At 48.6% G+C, this 19,008-nt stretch carries 9 protein-coding genes and 9 pseudogenes; 8 read left to right on the top strand and 10 right to left on the bottom strand.

What is annotated here, in order from left to right; translation table 11 throughout:
* Positions 1–18 precede the first annotated feature (18 nt).
* Positions 19–1,383 carry an L-serine ammonia-lyase gene (locus ACD630_RS15110; protein ID WP_430359538.1) on the top strand — a complete coding sequence of 455 codons (1,365 nt, stop codon included), beginning with the start codon at positions 19–21 and terminating at the stop codon, positions 1,381–1,383.
* Positions 1,384–1,531: 148 nt separating this feature from the next.
* On the opposite strand, the gene ACD630_RS15105 is transcribed toward ACD630_RS15110, so the two are convergent.
* The gene (locus tag ACD630_RS15105) at positions 1,532–3,082 is read right to left on the bottom strand and encodes a TerC family protein (RefSeq protein ID WP_430359537.1); all 1,551 of its coding nucleotides are present in this window, start codon (positions 3,080–3,082) and stop codon (positions 1,532–1,534) included.
* Positions 3,083–3,720: 638 nt separating this feature from the next.
* Positions 3,721–4,644 (bottom strand): annotated as a pseudogene (locus ACD630_RS15100) (IS5 family transposase).
* 76 nt (positions 4,645–4,720) lie between these two features.
* Between ACD630_RS15100 and ACD630_RS15095 the strand changes: the two are divergent.
* From ACD630_RS15095 to ACD630_RS15085, 3 genes and pseudogenes are all read left to right on the top strand, one after another.
* Positions 4,721–5,326 (top strand): annotated as a pseudogene (locus ACD630_RS15095) (IS5 family transposase); the annotation flags it as partial.
* 573 nt (positions 5,327–5,899) lie between these two features.
* Complete coding sequence (locus ACD630_RS15090; protein WP_430359536.1) at positions 5,900–9,112, top strand: hypothetical protein; 3,213 nt, start codon at positions 5,900–5,902, stop codon at positions 9,110–9,112.
* Positions 9,113–9,188: 76 nt separating this feature from the next.
* Positions 9,189–10,583, top strand: a pseudogene (locus tag ACD630_RS15085) (IS256 family transposase).
* On the opposite strand, the gene ACD630_RS15080 reads toward ACD630_RS15085, so the two are convergent.
* Positions 10,512–11,036, bottom strand: a complete 525-nt coding sequence (locus ACD630_RS15080) for an IS630 transposase-related protein (RefSeq protein WP_430359535.1) — start codon at positions 11,034–11,036, stop codon at positions 10,512–10,514. The pseudogene ACD630_RS15085 and the gene ACD630_RS15080 sit on opposite strands and share 72 nt — an antisense overlap.
* A gap of 36 nt (positions 11,037–11,072) precedes the next feature.
* On the opposite strand from ACD630_RS15080, the pseudogene ACD630_RS15075 reads away from it, so the two are divergent.
* A pseudogene (locus ACD630_RS15075) lies at positions 11,073–12,053 on the top strand (IS256 family transposase); the annotation flags it as partial.
* Positions 12,054–12,783: 730 nt separating this feature from the next.
* Here ACD630_RS15075 and ACD630_RS15070 read toward each other — a convergent pair.
* The 6 genes and pseudogenes from ACD630_RS15070 to ACD630_RS15045 form a co-directional block, all read right to left on the bottom strand.
* Positions 12,784–13,362, bottom strand: a complete 579-nt coding sequence (locus ACD630_RS15070) for a plasmid pRiA4b ORF-3 family protein (RefSeq protein WP_430359534.1) — start codon at positions 13,360–13,362, stop codon at positions 12,784–12,786.
* Between the two features lie 30 nt (positions 13,363–13,392).
* A pseudogene (locus tag ACD630_RS15065) lies at positions 13,393–14,136 on the bottom strand (terminase TerL endonuclease subunit); the annotation flags it as partial.
* A gap of 310 nt (positions 14,137–14,446) precedes the next feature.
* The gene (locus ACD630_RS15060; protein WP_430360068.1) at positions 14,447–15,073 is read right to left on the bottom strand and encodes a transposase; all 627 of its coding nucleotides are present in this window, start codon (positions 15,071–15,073) and stop codon (positions 14,447–14,449) included.
* A gap of 158 nt (positions 15,074–15,231) precedes the next feature.
* Positions 15,232–15,561: a hypothetical protein gene (locus ACD630_RS15055; RefSeq protein WP_430359533.1), complete on the bottom strand. Its 330-nt coding sequence runs from the start codon at positions 15,559–15,561 to the stop codon at positions 15,232–15,234.
* Positions 15,562–15,602: 41 nt separating this feature from the next.
* Positions 15,603–15,785: pseudogene (locus tag ACD630_RS15050) on the bottom strand (terminase TerL endonuclease subunit); the annotation flags it as partial.
* A complete protein-coding gene (locus ACD630_RS15045) occupies positions 15,757–15,903 on the bottom strand; it encodes a hypothetical protein (protein WP_430359532.1) in 147 nt (48 codons plus the stop codon). The gene ACD630_RS15045 and the pseudogene ACD630_RS15050, both read right to left, overlap by 29 nt.
* Here ACD630_RS15045 and ACD630_RS15040 point away from each other — a divergent pair.
* Both ACD630_RS15040 and ACD630_RS15035 read left to right on the top strand, forming a co-directional pair.
* A pseudogene (locus ACD630_RS15040) lies at positions 15,886–16,551 on the top strand (ATP-dependent helicase); the annotation flags it as partial. The gene ACD630_RS15045 and the pseudogene ACD630_RS15040 sit on opposite strands and share 18 nt — an antisense overlap.
* Complete coding sequence (locus tag ACD630_RS15035) at positions 16,548–16,736, top strand: helix-turn-helix transcriptional regulator (RefSeq protein WP_430359531.1); 189 nt, start codon at positions 16,548–16,550, stop codon at positions 16,734–16,736. The pseudogene ACD630_RS15040 and the gene ACD630_RS15035, both read left to right, overlap by 4 nt.
* On the opposite strand, the pseudogene ACD630_RS15030 reads toward ACD630_RS15035, so the two are convergent.
* Positions 16,733–17,912: pseudogene (locus ACD630_RS15030) on the bottom strand (tyrosine-type recombinase/integrase). The gene ACD630_RS15035 and the pseudogene ACD630_RS15030 overlap by 4 nt on opposite strands.
* Positions 17,913–18,264: 352 nt before the next feature.
* On the opposite strand from ACD630_RS15030, the pseudogene mpaA reads away from it, so the two are divergent.
* Positions 18,265–18,996, top strand: a pseudogene (mpaA, locus tag ACD630_RS15025) (murein tripeptide amidase MpaA).
* The last annotated feature ends 12 nt before the right edge of the window (positions 18,997–19,008 follow it).

Below are 19,008 nucleotides of genomic sequence, written 5' to 3'. Positions count from 1 at the left end.
CTTTTGAGGAGCTTTCGCGTGATAAGCGTTTTCGATATGTTCAAGATCGGTATTGGCCCTTCAAGCTCTCATACGGTTGGACCGATGAAAGCCGGTAAGCAATTTGTCGATGATTTGATTGAGCTGGGTAAACTTGGCGATGTTACCCGCATCACCGTTGACGTCTATGGCTCGCTCTCCCTGACCGGGAAAGGACACCATACCGATATCGCCATCATTATGGGACTGGCGGGCAACATGCCCGATACCATCGCCATCGATGCCATTCCGGAATTTATCCGCGACGTGGAACAGCGCGAACGCTTGCTGCTGGCAAACGGTCAGCATGAAGTGGATTTTCCGCTGCACGGCGGCATGAATTTTTGCAGTGAAAATCTCTCCCTGCACGAGAATGGCATGACGATCACCGCTTTTGGCGGCGACCTCCCTCTGTATCGCAACACCTATTACTCCATCGGCGGTGGATTTATCGTTGATGAATCCCACTTTGGGCAAAGCAGCGCAGGTGTCGTTCAGGTGCCGTTTCCCTTCCACTCGGCAAAAGAGATGCTGGTGCACTGTAAACAGCATGGTCTGTCCCTTTCCGGGTTGGTGATGCGCAATGAGTTGGCGCTACACAGCCGGGATGAGATTGAGCGCTACTTCGCTGATGTATGGCAAACCATGCATGCCTGCATCGAGCGCGGCATCAATACCGAAGGGGTGCTGCCCGGCCCGCTGCGCGTACCGCGCCGCGCCTCGGCGCTGCGTCGTATTCTGGGAGCAGCAGGCAAACACTCCAACGATCCGATGGACGTGGTCGATTGGGTTAACATGTTCGCACTGGCTGTGAATGAAGAAAACGCCGCTGGCGGCCGCGTCGTGACAGCGCCGACCAACGGAGCTTGTGGGATCGTTCCGGCGATATTGGCTTATTATGATCACTTTATTGAGTCGATCACCACCGACATTGCCCTGCGTTACTTCCTCGCCGCCGGGGCGATTGGCATACTGTACAAGATGAATGCCTCGATCTCCGGCGCAGAAGTTGGCTGTCAGGGGGAAGTCGGCGTGGCCTGTTCCATGGCGGCAGCAGGCCTGGCGGAATTACTCGGAGCCAGTCCGGAGCAAGTGTGCGTTGCCGCTGAAATTGGTATGGAGCACAACCTCGGTCTCACTTGCGATCCTGTCGCGGGTCAGGTTCAGGTACCGTGCATTGAGCGCAATGCCATCGCCTCGGTGAAAGCCATCAATGCAACTCGCATGGCCATGCGTCGCACCAGCGAACCGCGCGTATCGCTCGATAAAGTGATTGAAACCATGTACGAAACAGGTAAAGACATGAATGCCAAATACCGCGAAACCTCGCGTGGTGGTTTGGCCGTGAAAGTACAATGTGATTAACAGCGCATACACCCACCGTCATTCCTGCCCACCTCCGTCATTCCCGCGAAAGCGGAAATCTCTTGTCGAAGAAAAGCACTTTTTCCCTCGTCATCCCCGGCTTTCGACGGGAATGACGAGGGAAAAGTTACAGAGTCAGAAGCAAAGATTACTCTTCTTCATCCGCATAGGGATCAGCCAAACGCGTCACCCGCACCAGTTCGATTCGGTATTCCGATACGGCCATGATCTCAAAACGGAAGTGATGCAGTTCAATCACTTCGCCTACCTTGGGAATTTCATTGCTGTGTGCCAGCAACAACCCCGCCAACGACGCATATTCCTCTTTCGGATCGACCAGTTCATGGCTGTCCAGCACCTGTTGCAACGTGTGCAAATCGGTACCGCCTTTCACCAACCAGCCGCCCTCTTCGACCACAATATCCGGCGTTTCATCTTCATCTGGGAATTCACCGGCAATCGCTTCCAGAATATCCAAAGGCGTCACCAGCCCCTGTACTACACCAAACTCGTTGGTGACAACAACCAGACTGCCCTTGGCACGGCGCAGTACCGGTAGCAGATTGATGGCATCCAGCGTATCCGGCACCACCAGCGGCGGTGTGGCAGCAGCAAAGCTCTCTACATCTACACCGTTATCCAGCGCCACCAACAATTCTTTGGCGCGCACCACACCGACCAACTCATCCAGAGAACCACGGCAAACTGGGAACAGGCTGTGCGGCGTATCCAGTAATTGCACGCGAATATCGTCAATCGAGCGTTCACTGTCCACCCAAGAGATCTCGGTACGCGGCGTCATCACACTGCGCAGCGAGCGCGATGCCAGCGTCAATACACCGCTGATCATGTAGCGTTCTTCTTCTGCGAAGGTTTCCATGGCAGGAGATGCGGGTTTGGCTTCTTCATCATCCGTGGCTTTACGCGCCCCCATCAAACGCAGGATCGCTTCGGCAGTCCGCTCGCGCATCGGGCGACGTGACTGGTGTTTGATGAAATTACGGCGCGCAATCTGGTTAAACAGCTCAATGAGAATCGAGAAACCGATCGCAGCGTACAGGTAACCTTTCGGAATATGAAAACCGAAGCCTTCCGCCATCAAGCTCAAACCGATCATCAGCAAGAAGCTAAGGCAGAGTACTACCACCGTCGGGTGGGCATTGACGAAGTTCATGAGTGGCTTGGATGCCTGCAACATCACCACCATCGCAATCACCACCGCCGTCATCATCACGCCGATATGGTTAACCATACCAACAGCCGTGATCACAGCATCCAGTGAGAAGACGGCATCCAATACGACAATCTGTGCGACAACTGACCAGAAACTGGCGTGAACCTTGGGCCCGTTATGCTCATGCGGCCGATTTTCCAGCCGTTCATGCAGCTCCGTGGTGGCTTTGAATAGCAAAAATAGCCCCCCCGCCAGCAAGATCATATCACGCGCGGAGAAACCGTAACCAGCGATAGTGATCAGTGGATTGGTCAGTTTCACCATCCATGAAATCAGAGACAACAGTCCCAGACGCATCAAGAGCGCCAGCGAGAGGCCGATGACACGGGCCTTGTCGCGCTGCTTTGGCGGCAACTTATCCGCCAGAATGGCGATGAACACTAGGTTATCGATGCCCAGAACGATTTCCAACACTACCAGCGTCAACAGGCCCGCCCAGATTGAGGGATCTAGCAAAAATTCCATGTCAGACTCCAGAAATGGTACAAGCAGATAGCATCAACACCGTCGGTGTGATGTGGCGCAGCATAAGGGAAACAGCAAGAGAAGAAATACCGCCTTGGCGGCTATCGATAAATGGGTGACCCATCAGGTCAGCCCCAGAAACAGAACCTGCGCAGGCCGGCTGGGTAAGAAAGGATTGTCGGTGACGGTCCATATAGAGTGGGTCGAAACCCTGTGCTCCTAAGCAATTAAACAGGAGGCTACTCTAGCAGGTTGTTTCGAATTTTTACAAAGATTTCTTTGCTACCAAAAAACGTCAATACGCAACGTTTCTTAACATGCCAGTGATATTGTTCTCAATCACATAACAAACGACGTTTTAACCAGAAAATACGTAAGCAACGTCACACTATTTATTTTTTCAGTGGGTAAAATAAATCGGACATTACACCCATGATAGGGAGACTGAATCGTTTCATAGCATATAACGCTACAGCGCATCCTTTTTATTCTTTTGTGATTCTTGAGTAAAAACTTGCGTTCATACTGATATCACTTCGGTTAATTGCCTTCCCCCTTAACCGGATGCATTGAGTACCTTAAAGGCTTTGTTGAATAAATCAGAACTTGTAACGACTGCGCCCCATACGGGTCGATTGTTACGTGATGCGAATACTGTTCAGCATTCCTAATAGCGTGATCAGGTTAAGCGCTTTGACCATAGCCATGGCTTCACCCACCTGACCATCGTAGTTTCTCAGACTTAGATGACCACCCAGAAGCCTTTTGAACCGGAACATGGCCGTTTCAGCCACTGAGCGCCGGTGATAGCCCACTTTCTTTTTCCAGATAGCGTTACTACCGCTAATGCGCTGATTTGCAACAGCGGGGTTACGCTCGTGGTAGCGATCTTGCCAATATTGCGCCCCCCTTCGTGGCGGGATAAGCGGCCTTATTTTCTTCCTCACCAGAGCATCATAGCAGTAAACTGTATCCTAAGCGCCGTCAGCCGATGCCTCTCTGATTTTCCGGTGGGTCTGGTTTATCAGCGCCGGTAGAGCTTGGGCATCGGTCGTACCACTGAGCGACAAATCCACACAGATAATCTCATGCGTCACACTGTCTACTGCCAGGTGCAGCTTACGCCATACCCTGCGTCTGTCGGCACCATGCTGCCGGACTTTCCATTCGCCTTCGCCAAAGACCTTCAGGCCGGTTCCATCAATGACCAGATGTGAGATTTCACCACGAGTTGGCGTTTTTATGCTGATGTTCACTGTCTTTGCTCGCTTGCTGAGCAGCGAATAGTCTGGACAATGGAGCGACAATTTAATCAGTTTAAAAATCGAGTCACCAAAGCCCTGTAAAGCCCTCAATGAAAGGCCAAACACGCGTTTCATCATCAGGACTGTGGTGATGGTCATATCTGAGTAGTGGAGCGGTCGTCCACGCCGTTCAGTAGTGTTTTTTTCCGTCCATGCAGCAATGGCTGATTCATCTAGCCATACGGTTAGAGAAGCGCGCTGCTTGAGGGCCTTGTTATAAGAGGGCCAGCTGGTGATTTTAAAATTTTGTTTTGCCATGGAGACCTGATTTTGAAACAACTGTGTTGATCTGCTCCGATGATTACCCAAAAGTTCTATTTATTCAACAAAGCCCATAAAAACGCCAACCCGTGGTGAAATCTCACATCTGGTCATTGATGGAACCGGCCTGAAGGTCTTTGGCGAAGGCGAATGGAAAGTCCGGCAGCATGGTGCCGACAGACGCAGGGTATGGCGTAAGCTGCACCTGGCAGTAGACAGTGTGACGCATGAGATTATCTGTGCGGATTTGTCGCTCAGTGGTACGACTGATGCCCAAGCTCTACCGGCGCTGATAAACCAGACCCACCGGAAAATCAGAGAGGCATCGGCTGACGGCGCTTACGATACAGTTTACTGCTATGATGCTCTGCTGAGGAAGAAAATAAGGCCGCTTATCCCGCCACGAAGGGGGGCGTAATATTGGCAAGATCGCTACCACGAGCGTAACCCCGCTGTTGCAAATCAGCGCATTAGCGGTAGTAACGATATCTGGAAAAAGAAAGTGGGCTATCACCGGCGCTCAGTGGCTGAAACGGCCATGTTCCGGTTCAAAAGGCTTCTGGGTGGTCATCTAAGTCTGAGAGACTACGATGGTCAGGTGGGTGAAGCCATGGCCATGGTCAAAGCGCTTAACCTGATCACGCTATTAGGAATGCCGAACAGTATTCGCATCACGTAACAATCGACCCGTATGGGGCGCAGTCGTTACAAGTTCTGATTTATTCAACAAAGCCCTGTGGATAGTGCGCTCTCAGGGGGTATCAAAACGAGCGACAGTGTAACCGATACCGATTTGCAGCCGCTAGGCTGCTTCGTTCATTTTGCAAAAATATATTTCCTGTATCTCCATTTTTGCAAAAACCAACTAAATAAATTAATTACGTGTTAATCTAAGCATATTTTTCTTATTCTTCTGAATGAATTTTGCTATGATTATCATCAACATCTTTATCACTTGAGTAAGTTGTTATGGTAATTGTTTTTTGTCAGCTGACGGAGAGAAGTTTTATTGAATGAGTTAAACTTTCGTGTTGTCGCCGCTAATCAGCGCACTAAAGAAATTTATCTTTTAGAGCCTATCCCAGTAGGCCTAATTGGAGCTATCAGTTTGGTCACGGATAGCTTGCAGAAACCGGAGCGTACACAGAGTACGTGAATATTTCGAGCACTGACTAAGTGCCCAAATGGCAACATACTTAACGCATAATCAAAAATTAGTAATTTACTTATTCCTATTCAGAGGTAGTGAAAAATGATAAACAATTCAATATACATAAACAATCGCAAACGCTATAATCATGATAATATTGTAAACACAGAAAATATTACTTTAAAAAAAACATTGCATGATGTTAAAGATATTGTCACTCCACATATAATTTCTCATAACCTCAAATCAAAAACTTTATTAAAACCCGATGTTCCGATGCTAGTGGAACCTAAAAAAAAAGGAAATCAGCAAAAGGATATAACGCAGATAGTCAAAACATTATCAATCATAGCAAATAAAAATAATTCCATCATAAAAGAAAATGGCCACATAGATAATGTGGCGATAAATAAAAATTGCGATACTATTTCTTACAGAAAAACATCATCAATCAGAGATAATAAAAAAGAAAGAAGCTATTTTTACATCATGTTATTGATGAATAATTTGATTTCAAGTTCAAAAATCATGGAAATAGAGCAGAAGGGGAAAATATTAAGTATCTTAAGACAAGAAAATATTCTTGATGATCATAAAACAGGAATTTATGGATATGTTCAGAAGGCGTTTAACTTTATCTCTGATATATCACCGTTGATAGAAGATATTATATCTTTTTTACTGTTAGGCTCTCCCGGTATCGGTATCGTTTTAGCGGCAATAGATGCCGTAGATGGAATTTATAAATTAGCAACAGGAAAATCTTTTATAAAGAATATTGAAAAAGAATTATATGATAAAATTGTAAGTCCGTTTATTGAAAAAATAAATAATACTATTTTAGACACTTTAACTCACTTTGGAATTAAAGAAAATCAGGCTAGAATTATTGCAAAAGATTTATCTGAAATCATTACAGTCGCTTTCTTTGTTTCATCATTGAAATTAATAAAATGTGATATTATTTCAGATAATAAAAACCTGATTAAGCTATTCTCTTCACTGGTTAATGTTATAGAAAAAAGATTTGACCTGGGAAAAGACATTTCAGAATTGATTAATATGACCGCCTCAGCACTGCTGAAGGAGGGGGAACAGTATGCTGGTAAGTTATTCTCCGATCTGGGCAAGGAGATTAGCAAAAACTTTGAGGGACTCCTCCCACCGGATCTGCTGAAAAAACTCGAAAGCGATATCAGCTCGGCTATTGCCAATGTTAGGGGACCAATGACGGCCGCTCTGTCTGACTTTGTTAGCAGTGTCACTAACACTATCAGCAAGGTTATCAGTGGCCAAGGGCTAGATACGCCAGCGCTAAAAAACGCGCTTGCCACATTTGAAAGCCGTATGGTAGCCGAGCTCCGTTCGACAGTGCAAAAACTGCTCAGCAGCAGCGCCGCGGACCTGCTGAAGGAGGGGGAACAGTATGCTGGTAAGTTATTCTCCGATCTGGGCAAGGAGATTAGCAAAAGCTTTGAGGGGCTCCTCCCACCGGATCTGCTGAAAAAACTCGAAAGCGATATCAGCTCGGCTATTGCCGATGTTAGGGGACCAATGACGGCCGCTCTGTCTGACTTTGTTAGCAGTGTCACTAACACTATCAGCAAGGTTATCAGTGGCCAAGGGCTAGATACGCCAGCGCTAAAAAACGCGCTTGCCACATTTGAAAGCCGTATGGTAGCCGAGCTCCGTTCGACAGTGCAAAAACTGCTCAGCAGCAGCGCCGCGGACCTGCTGAAGGAGGGGGAACAGTATGCTGGTAAGTTATTCTCCGATCTGGGCAAGGAGATTAGCAAAAGCTTTGAGGGGCTCCTCCCACCGGATCTGCTGAAAAAGCTCGAAAGCGATATCAGCTCGACTATTGCCAATGTTAGGGGACCAATGACGGCCGCTCTGTCTGACTTTGTTAGCAGTGTCGCTAACACTATCAGCAAGGTTATCAGTGGCCAAGGGCTAGATACGCCAGCGCTAAAAAACGCGCTTGCCACATTTGAAAGCCGTATGGTAGCCGAGCTCCGTTCGACAGTGCAAAAACTGCTCAGCAGCAGCGCCGCGGACCTGCTGAAGGAGGGGGAACAGTATGCTGGTAAGTTATTCTCCGATCTGGGCAAGGAGATTAGCAAAAGCTTTGAGGGGCTCCTCCCACCGGATCTGCTGAAAAAGCTCGAAAGCGATATCAGCTCGACTATTGCCAATGTTAGGGGACCAATGACGGCCGCTCTGTCTGACTTTGTTAGCAGTGTCGCTAACACTATCAGCAAGGTTATCAGTGGCCAAGGGCTAGATACGCCAGCGCTAAAAAACGCGCTTGCCACATTTGAAAGCCGTATGGTAGCCGAGCTCCGTTCGACAGTGCAAAAACTGCTCAGCAGCAGCGCCGCGGACCTGCTGAAGGAGGGGGAACAGTATGCTGGTAAGTTATTCTCCGATCTGGGCAAGGAGATTAGCAAAAGCTTTGAGGGGCTCCTCCCACCGGATCTGCTGAAAAAGCTCGAAAGCGATATCAGCTCGACTATTGCCAATGTTAGGGGACCAATGACGGCCGCTCTGTCTGACTTTGTTAGCAGTGTCGCTAACACTATCAGCAAGGTTATCAGTGGCCAAGGGCTAGATACGCCAGCGCTAAAAAACGCGCTTGCCACATTTGAAAGCCGTATGGTAGCCGAGCTCCGTTCGACAGTGCAAAAACTGCTCAGCAGCAGCGCCGCGGACCTGCTGAAGGAGGGGGAACAGTATGCTGGTAAGTTATTCTCCGATCTGGGCAAGGAGATTAGCAAAAGCTTTGAGGGGCTCCTCCCACCGGATCTGCTGAAAAAGCTCGAAAGCGATATCAGCTCGGCTATTGCCGATGTTAGGGGACCAATAACGGCCGCTCTGTCTGACTTTGTTAGCAGTGTCACTAACACTATCAGCAAGGTTATCAGTGGCCAAGGGCTAGATACGCCAGCGCTAAAAAACGCGCTTGCCACATTTGAAAGCCGTATGGTAGCCGAGCTCCGTTCGACAGTGCACAAACTGCTCAGCAGCAGCGCTGCAGACATTCTGAAGGAGGGGGTACAGAAGGACAGTTTCAGTATTTCCAATCATATATCCTTCTTGGAGTTACGCCCTAAGTCAGCTGACAATGACAGCATGCAAAAGTCAATTACTTTAATAGAAAACTATTTAAATAGTAAAATAGAACAGAAGAACAAGGAGATATGTAATGAAATTAATTATAACGAAACAAACAGGATAATATCCTTGCTTAAAAAGCATGAAAATAACAATGAATTAATGATAAATAAATCATTAATGCTTATTTCACGGGGCTAAATTGGAGCCTGTACACGAGATTGTGTAATTGCCTGCTTTTGATATGTTCAATCCAACATCAAAAGCAGGTTACTTTATGGACGAAAAACAGTTACAGGCTCTGGCTAACGAGCTGGCCAAAAATCTCAAAACCCCTGACGATCTCAACCAGTTTGATCGCCTGCTGAAAAAGATCAGCGTTGAAGCTGCCCTTAATGCTGAAATGACCCATCACCTCGGGCATGAGAAGCACCAGTCCAAATCTGGAACTAACACGTGCAATGGCTACTCCACAAAGACTGTTATAGCCAAGCGACATTATTTTGATAACAATTAGCTGTATTTTTTCCCACATATCAGGGCATTGGCTGTAATCATTTTTAAGTCGGTTGCCTATACCACCGGCGATGGTCCACTGGAACTGCGTACACCACGTGATCGTGATGCTTCCTTTGAACCGCAACTGGTGAAGAAAAACCAGATCCGGCTCACCGGGATGGATAAGCAGATTTTATCGTTGTATGCCAAAGGGATGACCACCCGCGAAATTGCCGCTGTGTTCAAAGAGCTGTATGACGCGGATGTCTCACCCGCCCTGGTATCGAAGGTCACCGATGCCGTTATGGAGCAGGTTGTTGAATGGCAAAATCGCCCCCTGGATGCGGTTTATCCCATTGTTTACCTTGACTGTATCGTTCTGAAAGTCCGGCAGGACAGCCGCGTTATCAATAAGTCTGTGTTCCTGGCGCTGGGTATCAATATCGAAGGCCAGAAAGAGCTACTGGGGATGTGGCTGGCCGAAAATGAAGGCGCAAAGTTCTGGCTGAACGTGCTGACAGAACTGAAAAACCGTGGCCTGACCGACATCCTCATTGGCTGTGTGGACGGCCTGAAAGGGTTCCTGGATGCCATCAACACGGTCTACCCGGAAGCCCGCATCCAGTTGTTCATCGTGCACATGGTGCGCAACAGTCTGCGCTTCGTTGCCTGGAAGGACTATAAGGCGGTAACACGCGACCTCAAAGCAGTGTATAGCCAACCGACTTAAAAATGATTACAGCCAATGCCCTGATATGTGGGAAAAAATACAGCTAATTGTTATCAAAATAATGTCGCTTGGCTATATCAGGCTCCAACCGAAGAGGCCGCGCTTCAGGCGCTGGAGACGTTCGGTGGGACATGGGATCACCGCTATCCGCAGATAAGCCGGAGCTGGCAGTCAAACTGGGCCAACCTGTCGACATTCTTCTCGTACCCGCAGGAACTTCGCAAGGTAATCTACACGACGAACGCTATAGAATCACTGAACAGCGTGCTCCGGCATGCAATCAAGAAACGCAAGGTGTTCCCGACTGATGACTCGGTGAAGAAGGTCGTATGGCTGGCAATCCAGGCGGCATCACAGAAATGGACGATGCCCTTACAGGACTGGCGTATGGCAATGGGTCGCTTTATTATCGAGTTCGGTGACCGTCTTGACGGTCACTTCTGAGGAAAGGCATTTACACAAAATCTTAAACAGGCTCCTATCGTGTGGAAAACCACTTTCATCAATAAAAACAATAGGTTTTCCTTCTTTTTCATACTGTTGTATTTTTTGTTGAAATGCTTGCCGGGCGCTTTCGTCGGCTTTCGGATGACGTAGCGTTTTTTTATAGGTCAATCCCAGCTTTTTAAGAGCTTGCCAAATGGCCTTCTGACAAACGCCAAAACGCTCTGCACGTTCTTTTTGGTAATCATCTGGATATGGTTCAACATCTTTTATCAACTCGGATTTATCGCTCTTTCGCTGACGCGTGGTCGATGCTTTTGACGCTATTTGATTAATCCAACGCGATACAGAGGCAGGGCCAATCCGAAATTGCTTCTCTGTTTCTCGGATAATCAACCCTTCTTCTTCCCGTGTAGATATCACTTTACGTCTAAAATCAATTGAATAGCTCATTTAAATAATGCAATCAAAATTAAGTCGTTTATCTATAAAGTACCTAAGGTCAGGGATCGCAGCGGCAACGGAATATGCTTCAACAGCGCGTTGTTGCCGCCTTATCTGAAACGTGCAAAAAGCGTCGAAGAGTTGCTACCATGGCTGTACCTGCGAGGCATATCCACCGGTGATTTTCACGAAGCCCTGAGGGCGCTTCTCGGTGAAAAAGCTAATGGCCTCTCTGCCAGTACCATCAGCAGACTGAAACAGCAATGGCTTGAAGAGCACAGGCAATGGTGCCTGCGTGATTTAAGCGATACGCGCTACGTTTATTTCTGGGCCGATGGCATATACAGCCATGTCAGGCAAGATGATCGCCTTTGCCTGCTGGTCATTATCGGCGTCACTGAGCATGGACGTAAGGAGCTGGTTGCGGTCGAAGATGGTTATCGAGAGTCAGAAGCAAACTGGGCCGAACTTCTTAATGGCCTGCGAGCACGCGGCCTAACCGTATCTCCCAAGCTGGCTACGGGAGACGGTGCCCTTGGTTTTTGGAATGCAATGGCAAAGATATTCTTGGACACGCAGCACCAACGCTGTTGGGTGCACAAAACCGCTAATGTGTTGGCTTCACTCCCCAAAGCCATGCAACCGAAAGTTAAGGCTGAGCTGCGGGAGGTTTGGCTAGCAGAGAGCCGCGATGCCGCTAATGAAGCCTTTGATGTTTTGTTGGCAAGGTTTTCAGCGAAGTATCCTGCAGCGATGAAGAAGCTGGAGAAAGCTCGAGAAGAACTGCTGGCTTTCTACGACTTCCCGTCAGAGCACTGGGCGTCAATAAGAACGACAAATCCGATTGAATCGGCTTTTGCGACTGTGAGGCTACGAAGCAGAGGCGCGAAGAACGGTGGTTCGAGAGAAACAACCCTGTCAATGGTATTTAAGTTGCTCCAGTCTGCTCAGAAAAGCTGGAACCGACTAAGAGGATTTGACCTGCTGACCCTTGTAGAAAGCCACATTAAAATAAATAACAAATAAAAATAATTACTTAAGATTAAATGTCAGATATAAAATGACATCCTGTTATACATAATGGCACTCAAAACTCGTGATAAAACCGCGCAAGCATTAGAGCAACTAGAGACAACTTTTTCGGCAAAATGGACGTGCCAATCACAGATGACGGGGAAGGTAGGCCAGCCAGAGAGGAGGCTTTTCCTTTGGCTGACGTGCCGAGGCATCGAAAAAATTCTCTTTATTTAAGGCCTTGTTGAATAATAGTGAGTCATGCTGTTTTTCCAGCAAGTTTTGGTAGAAAATGCTTGTCACCTCAGGTTTACAGTTTTCTTATGAGGCCTAACTGCATGATTTTGCGTTGCGAGGATCTGTCGTTTCACCAGTGGTGCAGCATAAAATATGTTTATTCAACAAAGCCTTTATTTAATACAAAACATGGTGGGATATCGGGATAATCTCAATATTAACCTTTAAAATCATTGTGTTACTGAAATCCACTTATCCCACTGTTGTAAATGCCTATCCCATTTACTAGGTATCACTTTCTACAAGCTAGCTGCACAAATCCGAAATCGGCATTGGTATTCAACAGGTTATCTGGGCGCAAGCCCCCTCTGGCTCCGCTGGTTTTGCGCGTGTCTTTTAGCGACGCACAAAGTTTGAGCGACACAGGGATTCCGGCATCGGTCCGCACAAATCCCCAATCAGAATTAACATTCAATAGGTTATCTGCACATACCCCATGCGCATGTTAAGAATATAAATCAATCAAACGCTGATTGATGATTTTAAGGTCATAAGCTCGTTCGGCTATGTCAACCATCAACCACTCGTGTAATTCTTCTCGCTCTGGATTGTTAACATCCTGAATATCTTCAAGCTTTTGGTAGTACCCCCAAACTCCAGCGGAGTCTTCAGCCGGACAAGTTTCCGCTCCCTTTATACAGATGGGGAGATGGGGTAATTCCTGATCAGGCAATGATGATTCTTCAAGCCAAATAACATGATCCCAATTATCTCCAAAATCATATGTATAGAATATTTTATCCCCTTGATTACGCAAGATCTTTTTCAACTGAACTCCCTTGCTATCGCGCATAAATTTTTCATCAAAATCATCTAAGAACTCACCATACCGAAAGTCTTCGTTATCATCAAATCCGTACATGTGGCTATTTGTCCACCCCATAGCTAATTGTATAACCATGTGTAGTTCATCAAGAGGGATTGTCTTCGGAACAATCAAACGTCGCCAAATAAGTGGTTTACTGTCAACTAATGTGATCTTTATTTGATACAAATCCTTTCCTGAAAATTCAACCATCATCATAATCCTTAGCTAAATTCAGCCTCTTTAATCTCACACCCCGCTGAATTCTGCAAGCCGTTGCTGTTGCTCATCGCTCAACGAGTAGGCAAATTCCTCATGCTCGGCCTGTAGTGTCCCGAACGCCATCAGGAACGCTATCGCAGGGTCAATCTTGTTGGCGGACTTCTTCTTGTTCGGCTTGATATTGGCGTTGGCGTCACTCTCCATCGCCCATGCCAGCACCGGATCGCCGTTGTGCCGGATAATCTGGCGGTTAACGAATACCTCGGCTGACTTCACCACCGGACTGAACCGCATATAGGTTTGCGGGAACGGCTCTACATCCAGTCCCGCGCCCTGTAGCTGGGTTCTCAGGTGGGTAGCATTCCATGTATCAAAGCCAATCAGCGGGATAGTGAATTGCTCACTGTCCTTGAGAATGTCATCCCGGATGCGGTCATAGTCGATGCAATCCCCCTTCGTGGTGCGTATCCAGCCAGCTTTGGCCCACTGGCGATAGATAGCCCGGTTCTTGTTGGCGACGTTCTGTAACTGCGCTTCCGGCAGGTAATAGCGAGTGAGCAGCAAGATTTCATTTTCACCGGGGAAGGCGTAGCAGACGCTGCTGATATCGCCTGTAGACGACAAATCCAGTCCGGCATAGCAATCCCGCCCCCTAAGGTCATCCTCGCTGTGATCGGCTTTACAGGCGTCCCACGCGCCCGTTCCCATCCACGGCGTAGCCCCTTGGCACCAGAGATTAAAGCGTTTGGTCAGCATCTCTACCCACTGCGCATAGGTATAGCCAACCGACTTAAAAATGACTACAACAGATACCCTGATATGCGGCAAAAAAGCATAGCTGGCTGTTATCAAAATAATGTCGTTTAGCTATATCTACACATCATAAAGGGTTAAAAACCACCATAGCTAAGTGGGCAAGTTCTTCCGGGGTATAGTCTGCTAATAACGTCAAGGTATTTAGCAGGATGGATAGTCCGGCAAGCAGCGCTGGGGCGCTTTCTTTACGCCCTCGTTTTTGTTGTCGTCCGGATAATCGGCAAATTAACTGACGGGCTGCCGCATTGTCCTCTCCTTCAGCGCGTTACAGCCGCCATACCAGCACACATGCCATGCTAGCTATCAATAACCTGCGTAGCAGGGCACCAGCACTGCGCTGAAGCCATTTTTCTACATCATGACCGGCACCTTTCAGCAGCTTAAAAAAGGATTCAATACCCCAGCGCCAGTAATACCAGCGAGCGACTTCCGCGCTGGTGAGCTCGTTGCTAACGTTTGTGAGCAGCGTCCAGCGTCCGATAAATTTACCGTGAGTATCGGTAAGGCGAACCACAACTAATCTGAGTGTCAGAGCTACGCCTGGCTGAACTTTCACTCGCCGTCCGGTGTTCTTGTCTTTCCGCTTCGCTTTTGCTGTTCGCGTTATGATCACGGATGTTTCCCCGATCTCCATATTGGCTTTTTTCCCTTTCCAGCCAACCTGTCCGTTTGCGATAAATGGCAGATCGTCTGCAATTTCACCAATTTTACGGGTGTCACCGCCCCACTCGGCCCGATACCCTTCCTTTCCCCGGATAAGCCAACATATTCCCTGGGAGCTTAATGTGCGCATATGCCCGATAGAGTCACCTTCACGGTCAATGAGATGAACTAACTTCTTCCCGGTATCAAGAGACTCAACGCGGGCGATATCAGCCGTCAAAGCATCCATATGAGTCAGACTCTCAGACAAGCCCTCGGTTAGCGTTGAACGACAACCCGCCCTATCGGTTAGAGTTTGAGACAGGGGCGCTATTGGTAAACCATTTGCAGCATCAACCAGTAGGCGGGTTTGTAGTTCATAACCGACGTCGCCACCATGCGTCATTTTCAAACGTTCTTCTTTCCCATTGTGGGTACGAAACTGTAAATGAGACCAGTCGTGAACGACGGGAGCGTATGGATGCGGGCTAAGTGCAACCTGCCGGAGAGCCAGCGAAATAATCGGTTCATTGAGCTGACTGAAGCTAATACGTTCATTATTAAAAAACGCCAAACGGCCTGAGTAGTGGCGAATGTTGTTTTCTGCGCGCAGGCAAGGTCTTTAACGGCTGACGCCAATGGTGCTGCGGGAGTCATGTGTTGCTTAACCAGACGCTGATAACGCCGGTTAAGGCGGGCATCAATCTCGCCGATGGATAAGTTGAGATCATGCAGCAACGTAATAGCAGATATTGCAAAAGATGTGTAGATACCTATGCCCACTGCGAGGGGATGCCTCGCGCTTTCTGTATCGTGTCAACCAGCGCCGCCTTATCGACGGACACACCCAAATTGGGATTGGCTTTTACCCACTGCGCCGGGTCGTCTACTTCGCTTTCGTCGTCGAGTTCATAAATCAGTGCAAACAGGGATTCATTTGTTTCTTCGCCCGCCAATATCTGGCGAGTTATAGCCAAGCGACATTATTTTGATAACAATTAGCTGTATTTTTTGCCACATATCAGGGCATTGGCTGTAATCATTTTTAAGTCGGTTGGCTATATTGAGGAACCGATCCATAACGTGATCCGCGTGGAGATGCCGCCCAAGGCACGCCAGCAGTATCAGGAAATGGAAAAGGAAATGTTTCTGGAACTGGATGGTGACGGCATTGAAGCGCCAAACGCCGCCGCAAAAACCGTGAAGTGTTTGCAAATCGCCAGCGGCGCTATCTATACCGACGACAAAGGTACCTGGTCAGAAATCCACGACGCCAAGTTGCAAGCGCTGGAAAGCGTGATTGCCGAATCTGGCGGTATGCCGGTGCTGGTTGCCTACCACTTTAAAAGCGATTTAGCCCGTTTATTGAAAGCCTTTCCAAAGGGTAAACAGCTTGATTCCGATCCACAGACGCTGCGCGACTGGAATGCCGGTAAAATCCCGGTGCTATTCGCTCATCCAGCTAGCGCAGGCCACGGCCTTAACTTACAGGATGGCGGAAACATCCTGGTGTTTTTCTCGCACTGGTGGGATCTGGAACAGTACCAACAAATTATCGAACGTATCGGGCCAACACGCCAGATACAGGCGGGGCATAACCGCCCGGTATTTATTCACCACATTATCGCCGCCGACACCGTAGATGAACTGGTGATGGAACGGCGCGATTCAAAACGCAACGTGCAGGATATCCTGCTGGAAGCCATGAAGAAAAGGGGCAGAGCATGACACCGATAATTTCAGACACCGACCTGATAACGATTAAAGAAGTGGAACGCAGTGTAGGGTTAAAAAAATCCTGCATTTACCTGCACATCAGTAATGGTAAATTTCCCAAGCAAAAAAAGCTCGGCACCCGTACCGTGCGCTGGGTACGCGGCGAGATAGAAGCGTGGAAAAAACAGTTTCTTTAAATCAGCCTCAAGTGATCGATATAGTCCGCGTACCACTGCATCATTTCCCGCCGTCCATCCAGATATAGGGCCTGGTTATAGGTTCCACGAATCACATTTTTGTCCACGTGTGCGAGTTGCAGCTCAATCCAATCGGGGTTAAACCCCTGGTCATTGAGTACTGTGCTCATCGTATGCCGGAAACCATGCCCTACTACCCTTCCCTTATAGCCGATGGTCGCTATCATCCGGTTAATCGTGTTGTTGCTCATCACCTTTGAGGGATCATTCCTTCCGGGAAACATATTCCTATACCGTCCGCTCAGTGTCTTGAGTTCACGCAACAGGGCAATCAGTTGCGATGACAGCGGTACAATGTGTGGTCGGCTCATCTTCATCACCTCAGCCGGTATTGACCACAGCTTTTCCCCATCAAGATCCAGCCAGTCCCACTGTGAATAGCGTAGCTCCTGCGTACGTAGACCAGAGAGCATAAGAATTTGCAAGCCCAAGCGCGTTATTACGCTGCCAGTGTAACCATCCACCGCCATGAGGAAGTCCGGCAATTGGTCGACGCGCAGAAAAGGATGCCGCGTAGACTTGTGTTTCACCATGGCGCTTTTCAGCTCCCCGGCAGGGTTAAACTTAGCCCGTCCGGTTGCCACCGCATAGCGGAAAACCTCACCACACCAGCACCACGTTTTGGCCGTTTTCTCTGTGGCGCCGTGTGCTTCAACTTTACGCAATGCCGCCAGCATCATTACTGGCTCAATCTCCGCAACCGCAAGATTGCCCAGCGCCGGGAAGATGTCTTTGCCGAACGCTTCTAAAATGTCGGCAGCATAGCGAGGGGAGCAGCGGTTTTTTTTTAAATTCATGCCATTCGATGGCAATCTCTTTAAAGGTAATGGTTTTCGCCGCTGCCGCCGAAGCACCATAGTTTTTTACTTTCACGGGATCGATGCCCGCAGCCACATTTTGCCGGGCCTCATCGCGTTTCCGTCGTGCAGCGGCGAGGGATACCGCAGGGTAGACGCCGATTGCCAACATTTTTTCCTTGCCGGCAAAGGTGTAACGGTAGCGCCAGTATTTGGCACCACTGGTTTTTACCAGCAAAAACAGCCCGTCACCATCCGGCAGTTTGTAATCCTTGTCACCGGGTTTTGCTGTTTCAATCTGTCGCGCATTGAGTTTCATAGATACCCGTTACCAACTTAAGATACCCGGATATGTACCCGTTTTAGGCACGGATCGCAACGGTTTTAGATGGATCAGATCGGACAATAAATGGCGCTAACATTTCTATTTTTAAGTGAAAAATGGACACTCAAGGACACCACCGGAACAATAGATGGCTCATCCATCATCAGGTTACGGTATCAGTCACACTGTATTGCAACCATGATAGCGGGAAGTGGGCTATGTCGCCTTATTGCATTAGCGCTCTGTGTGTATCAATGCGAAACGGGGCACGAATAAGGCTTTTTTCATCGCACCTTTTATGATGAAGTACTCGGATGAATGACCACAATAAGGCTTTGGCATCATCATGACGAGCAGGTGTTTGCTGACACCACGCCACCAGCGTGGACCTCTTAAGGTATCCGGTGAACGCTATGGTTTATCCGCGTTGGACGCACCGTTACTCTACTTTCCTGCCGAGCACATCAGTAGCGACACCGGCCTGATTCTCGCAGGCACGCATGGAGATGAAGCCGCGTCAATCGCCGTTCTCTCCTGCGCCCTGCGAACGTTACTCCCAGGACAACGCCATCAGCATCTGGTGCTATGCGTCAATCCGGATGGCTGCCAGCTTGGTCTGCGCTCCAACGCTAATGGCGTTGATCTGAACCGTAATTTTCCCACCGCCAGCTGGCAGGAAGCCAATACGGTCTACCGCTGGAACAGCGCCACGCCTGAACGCGACGTGCAGTTTTCCACCGGCGCGTATCCCGGCTCAGAGCCTGAAACCCAGGCATTGTGCTCGCTGATTGAACGTCTCGATCCAGCCTGGATTGTCACCTTCCACGAGCCACTTGCCTGCGTTGACGATCCGGACCGTTCTTCGCTGGCAGGATGGCTTTCACAGGCTTTCTCATTCCCATAGGTTGAGCATATTGGTTACCCCACGTCGGGTTCTTTTGGCAGCTGGTGCGCAGAGCGTCAGTTACCGTGCATCACCTTAGAGCTGCCGGCGGTTTCTGCCGACGACGCCAGCGAACGCTACCTGTCCCCGTGTGTCACTTTGTTGCAACAAAAGTTTTTATATCAATGTTGCTAATGTTGCCCTACA

Origin of the sequence: Symbiopectobacterium sp. RP (assembly GCF_050472005.1) — a bacterium.
In the GTDB taxonomy this organism is placed as follows: Bacteria; Pseudomonadota; Gammaproteobacteria; order Enterobacterales; family Enterobacteriaceae; genus Symbiopectobacterium.
This window is presented reverse-complemented; position numbering and strand designations above follow the sequence as displayed.

Excerpts from the sequence above, each read along its gene's own strand:
- ACD630_RS15105 (WP_430359537.1), bottom strand. The coding sequence starts at position 3,082 with ATGGAATTTTTGCTAGATCCCTCAATCTGGGCGGGCCTGTTGACGCTG.
- ACD630_RS15090 (WP_430359536.1), top strand. The coding sequence starts at position 5,900 with ATGATAAACAATTCAATATACATAAACAATCGCAAACGCTATAATCAT.
- ACD630_RS15080 (WP_430359535.1), bottom strand. The coding sequence starts at position 11,036 with ATGAGCTATTCAATTGATTTTAGACGTAAAGTGATATCTACACGGGAA.
- ACD630_RS15070 (WP_430359534.1), bottom strand. The coding sequence starts at position 13,362 with ATGATGATGGTTGAATTTTCAGGAAAGGATTTGTATCAAATAAAGATC.
- ACD630_RS15060 (WP_430360068.1), bottom strand. The coding sequence starts at position 15,073 with ATGGATGCTTTGACGGCTGATATCGCCCGCGTTGAGTCTCTTGATACC.
- ACD630_RS15045 (WP_430359532.1), bottom strand. The coding sequence starts at position 15,903 with ATGGATCGGTTCCTCAATATAGCCAACCGACTTAAAAATGATTACAGC.
- ACD630_RS15035 (WP_430359531.1), top strand. The coding sequence starts at position 16,548 with ATGACACCGATAATTTCAGACACCGACCTGATAACGATTAAAGAAGTG.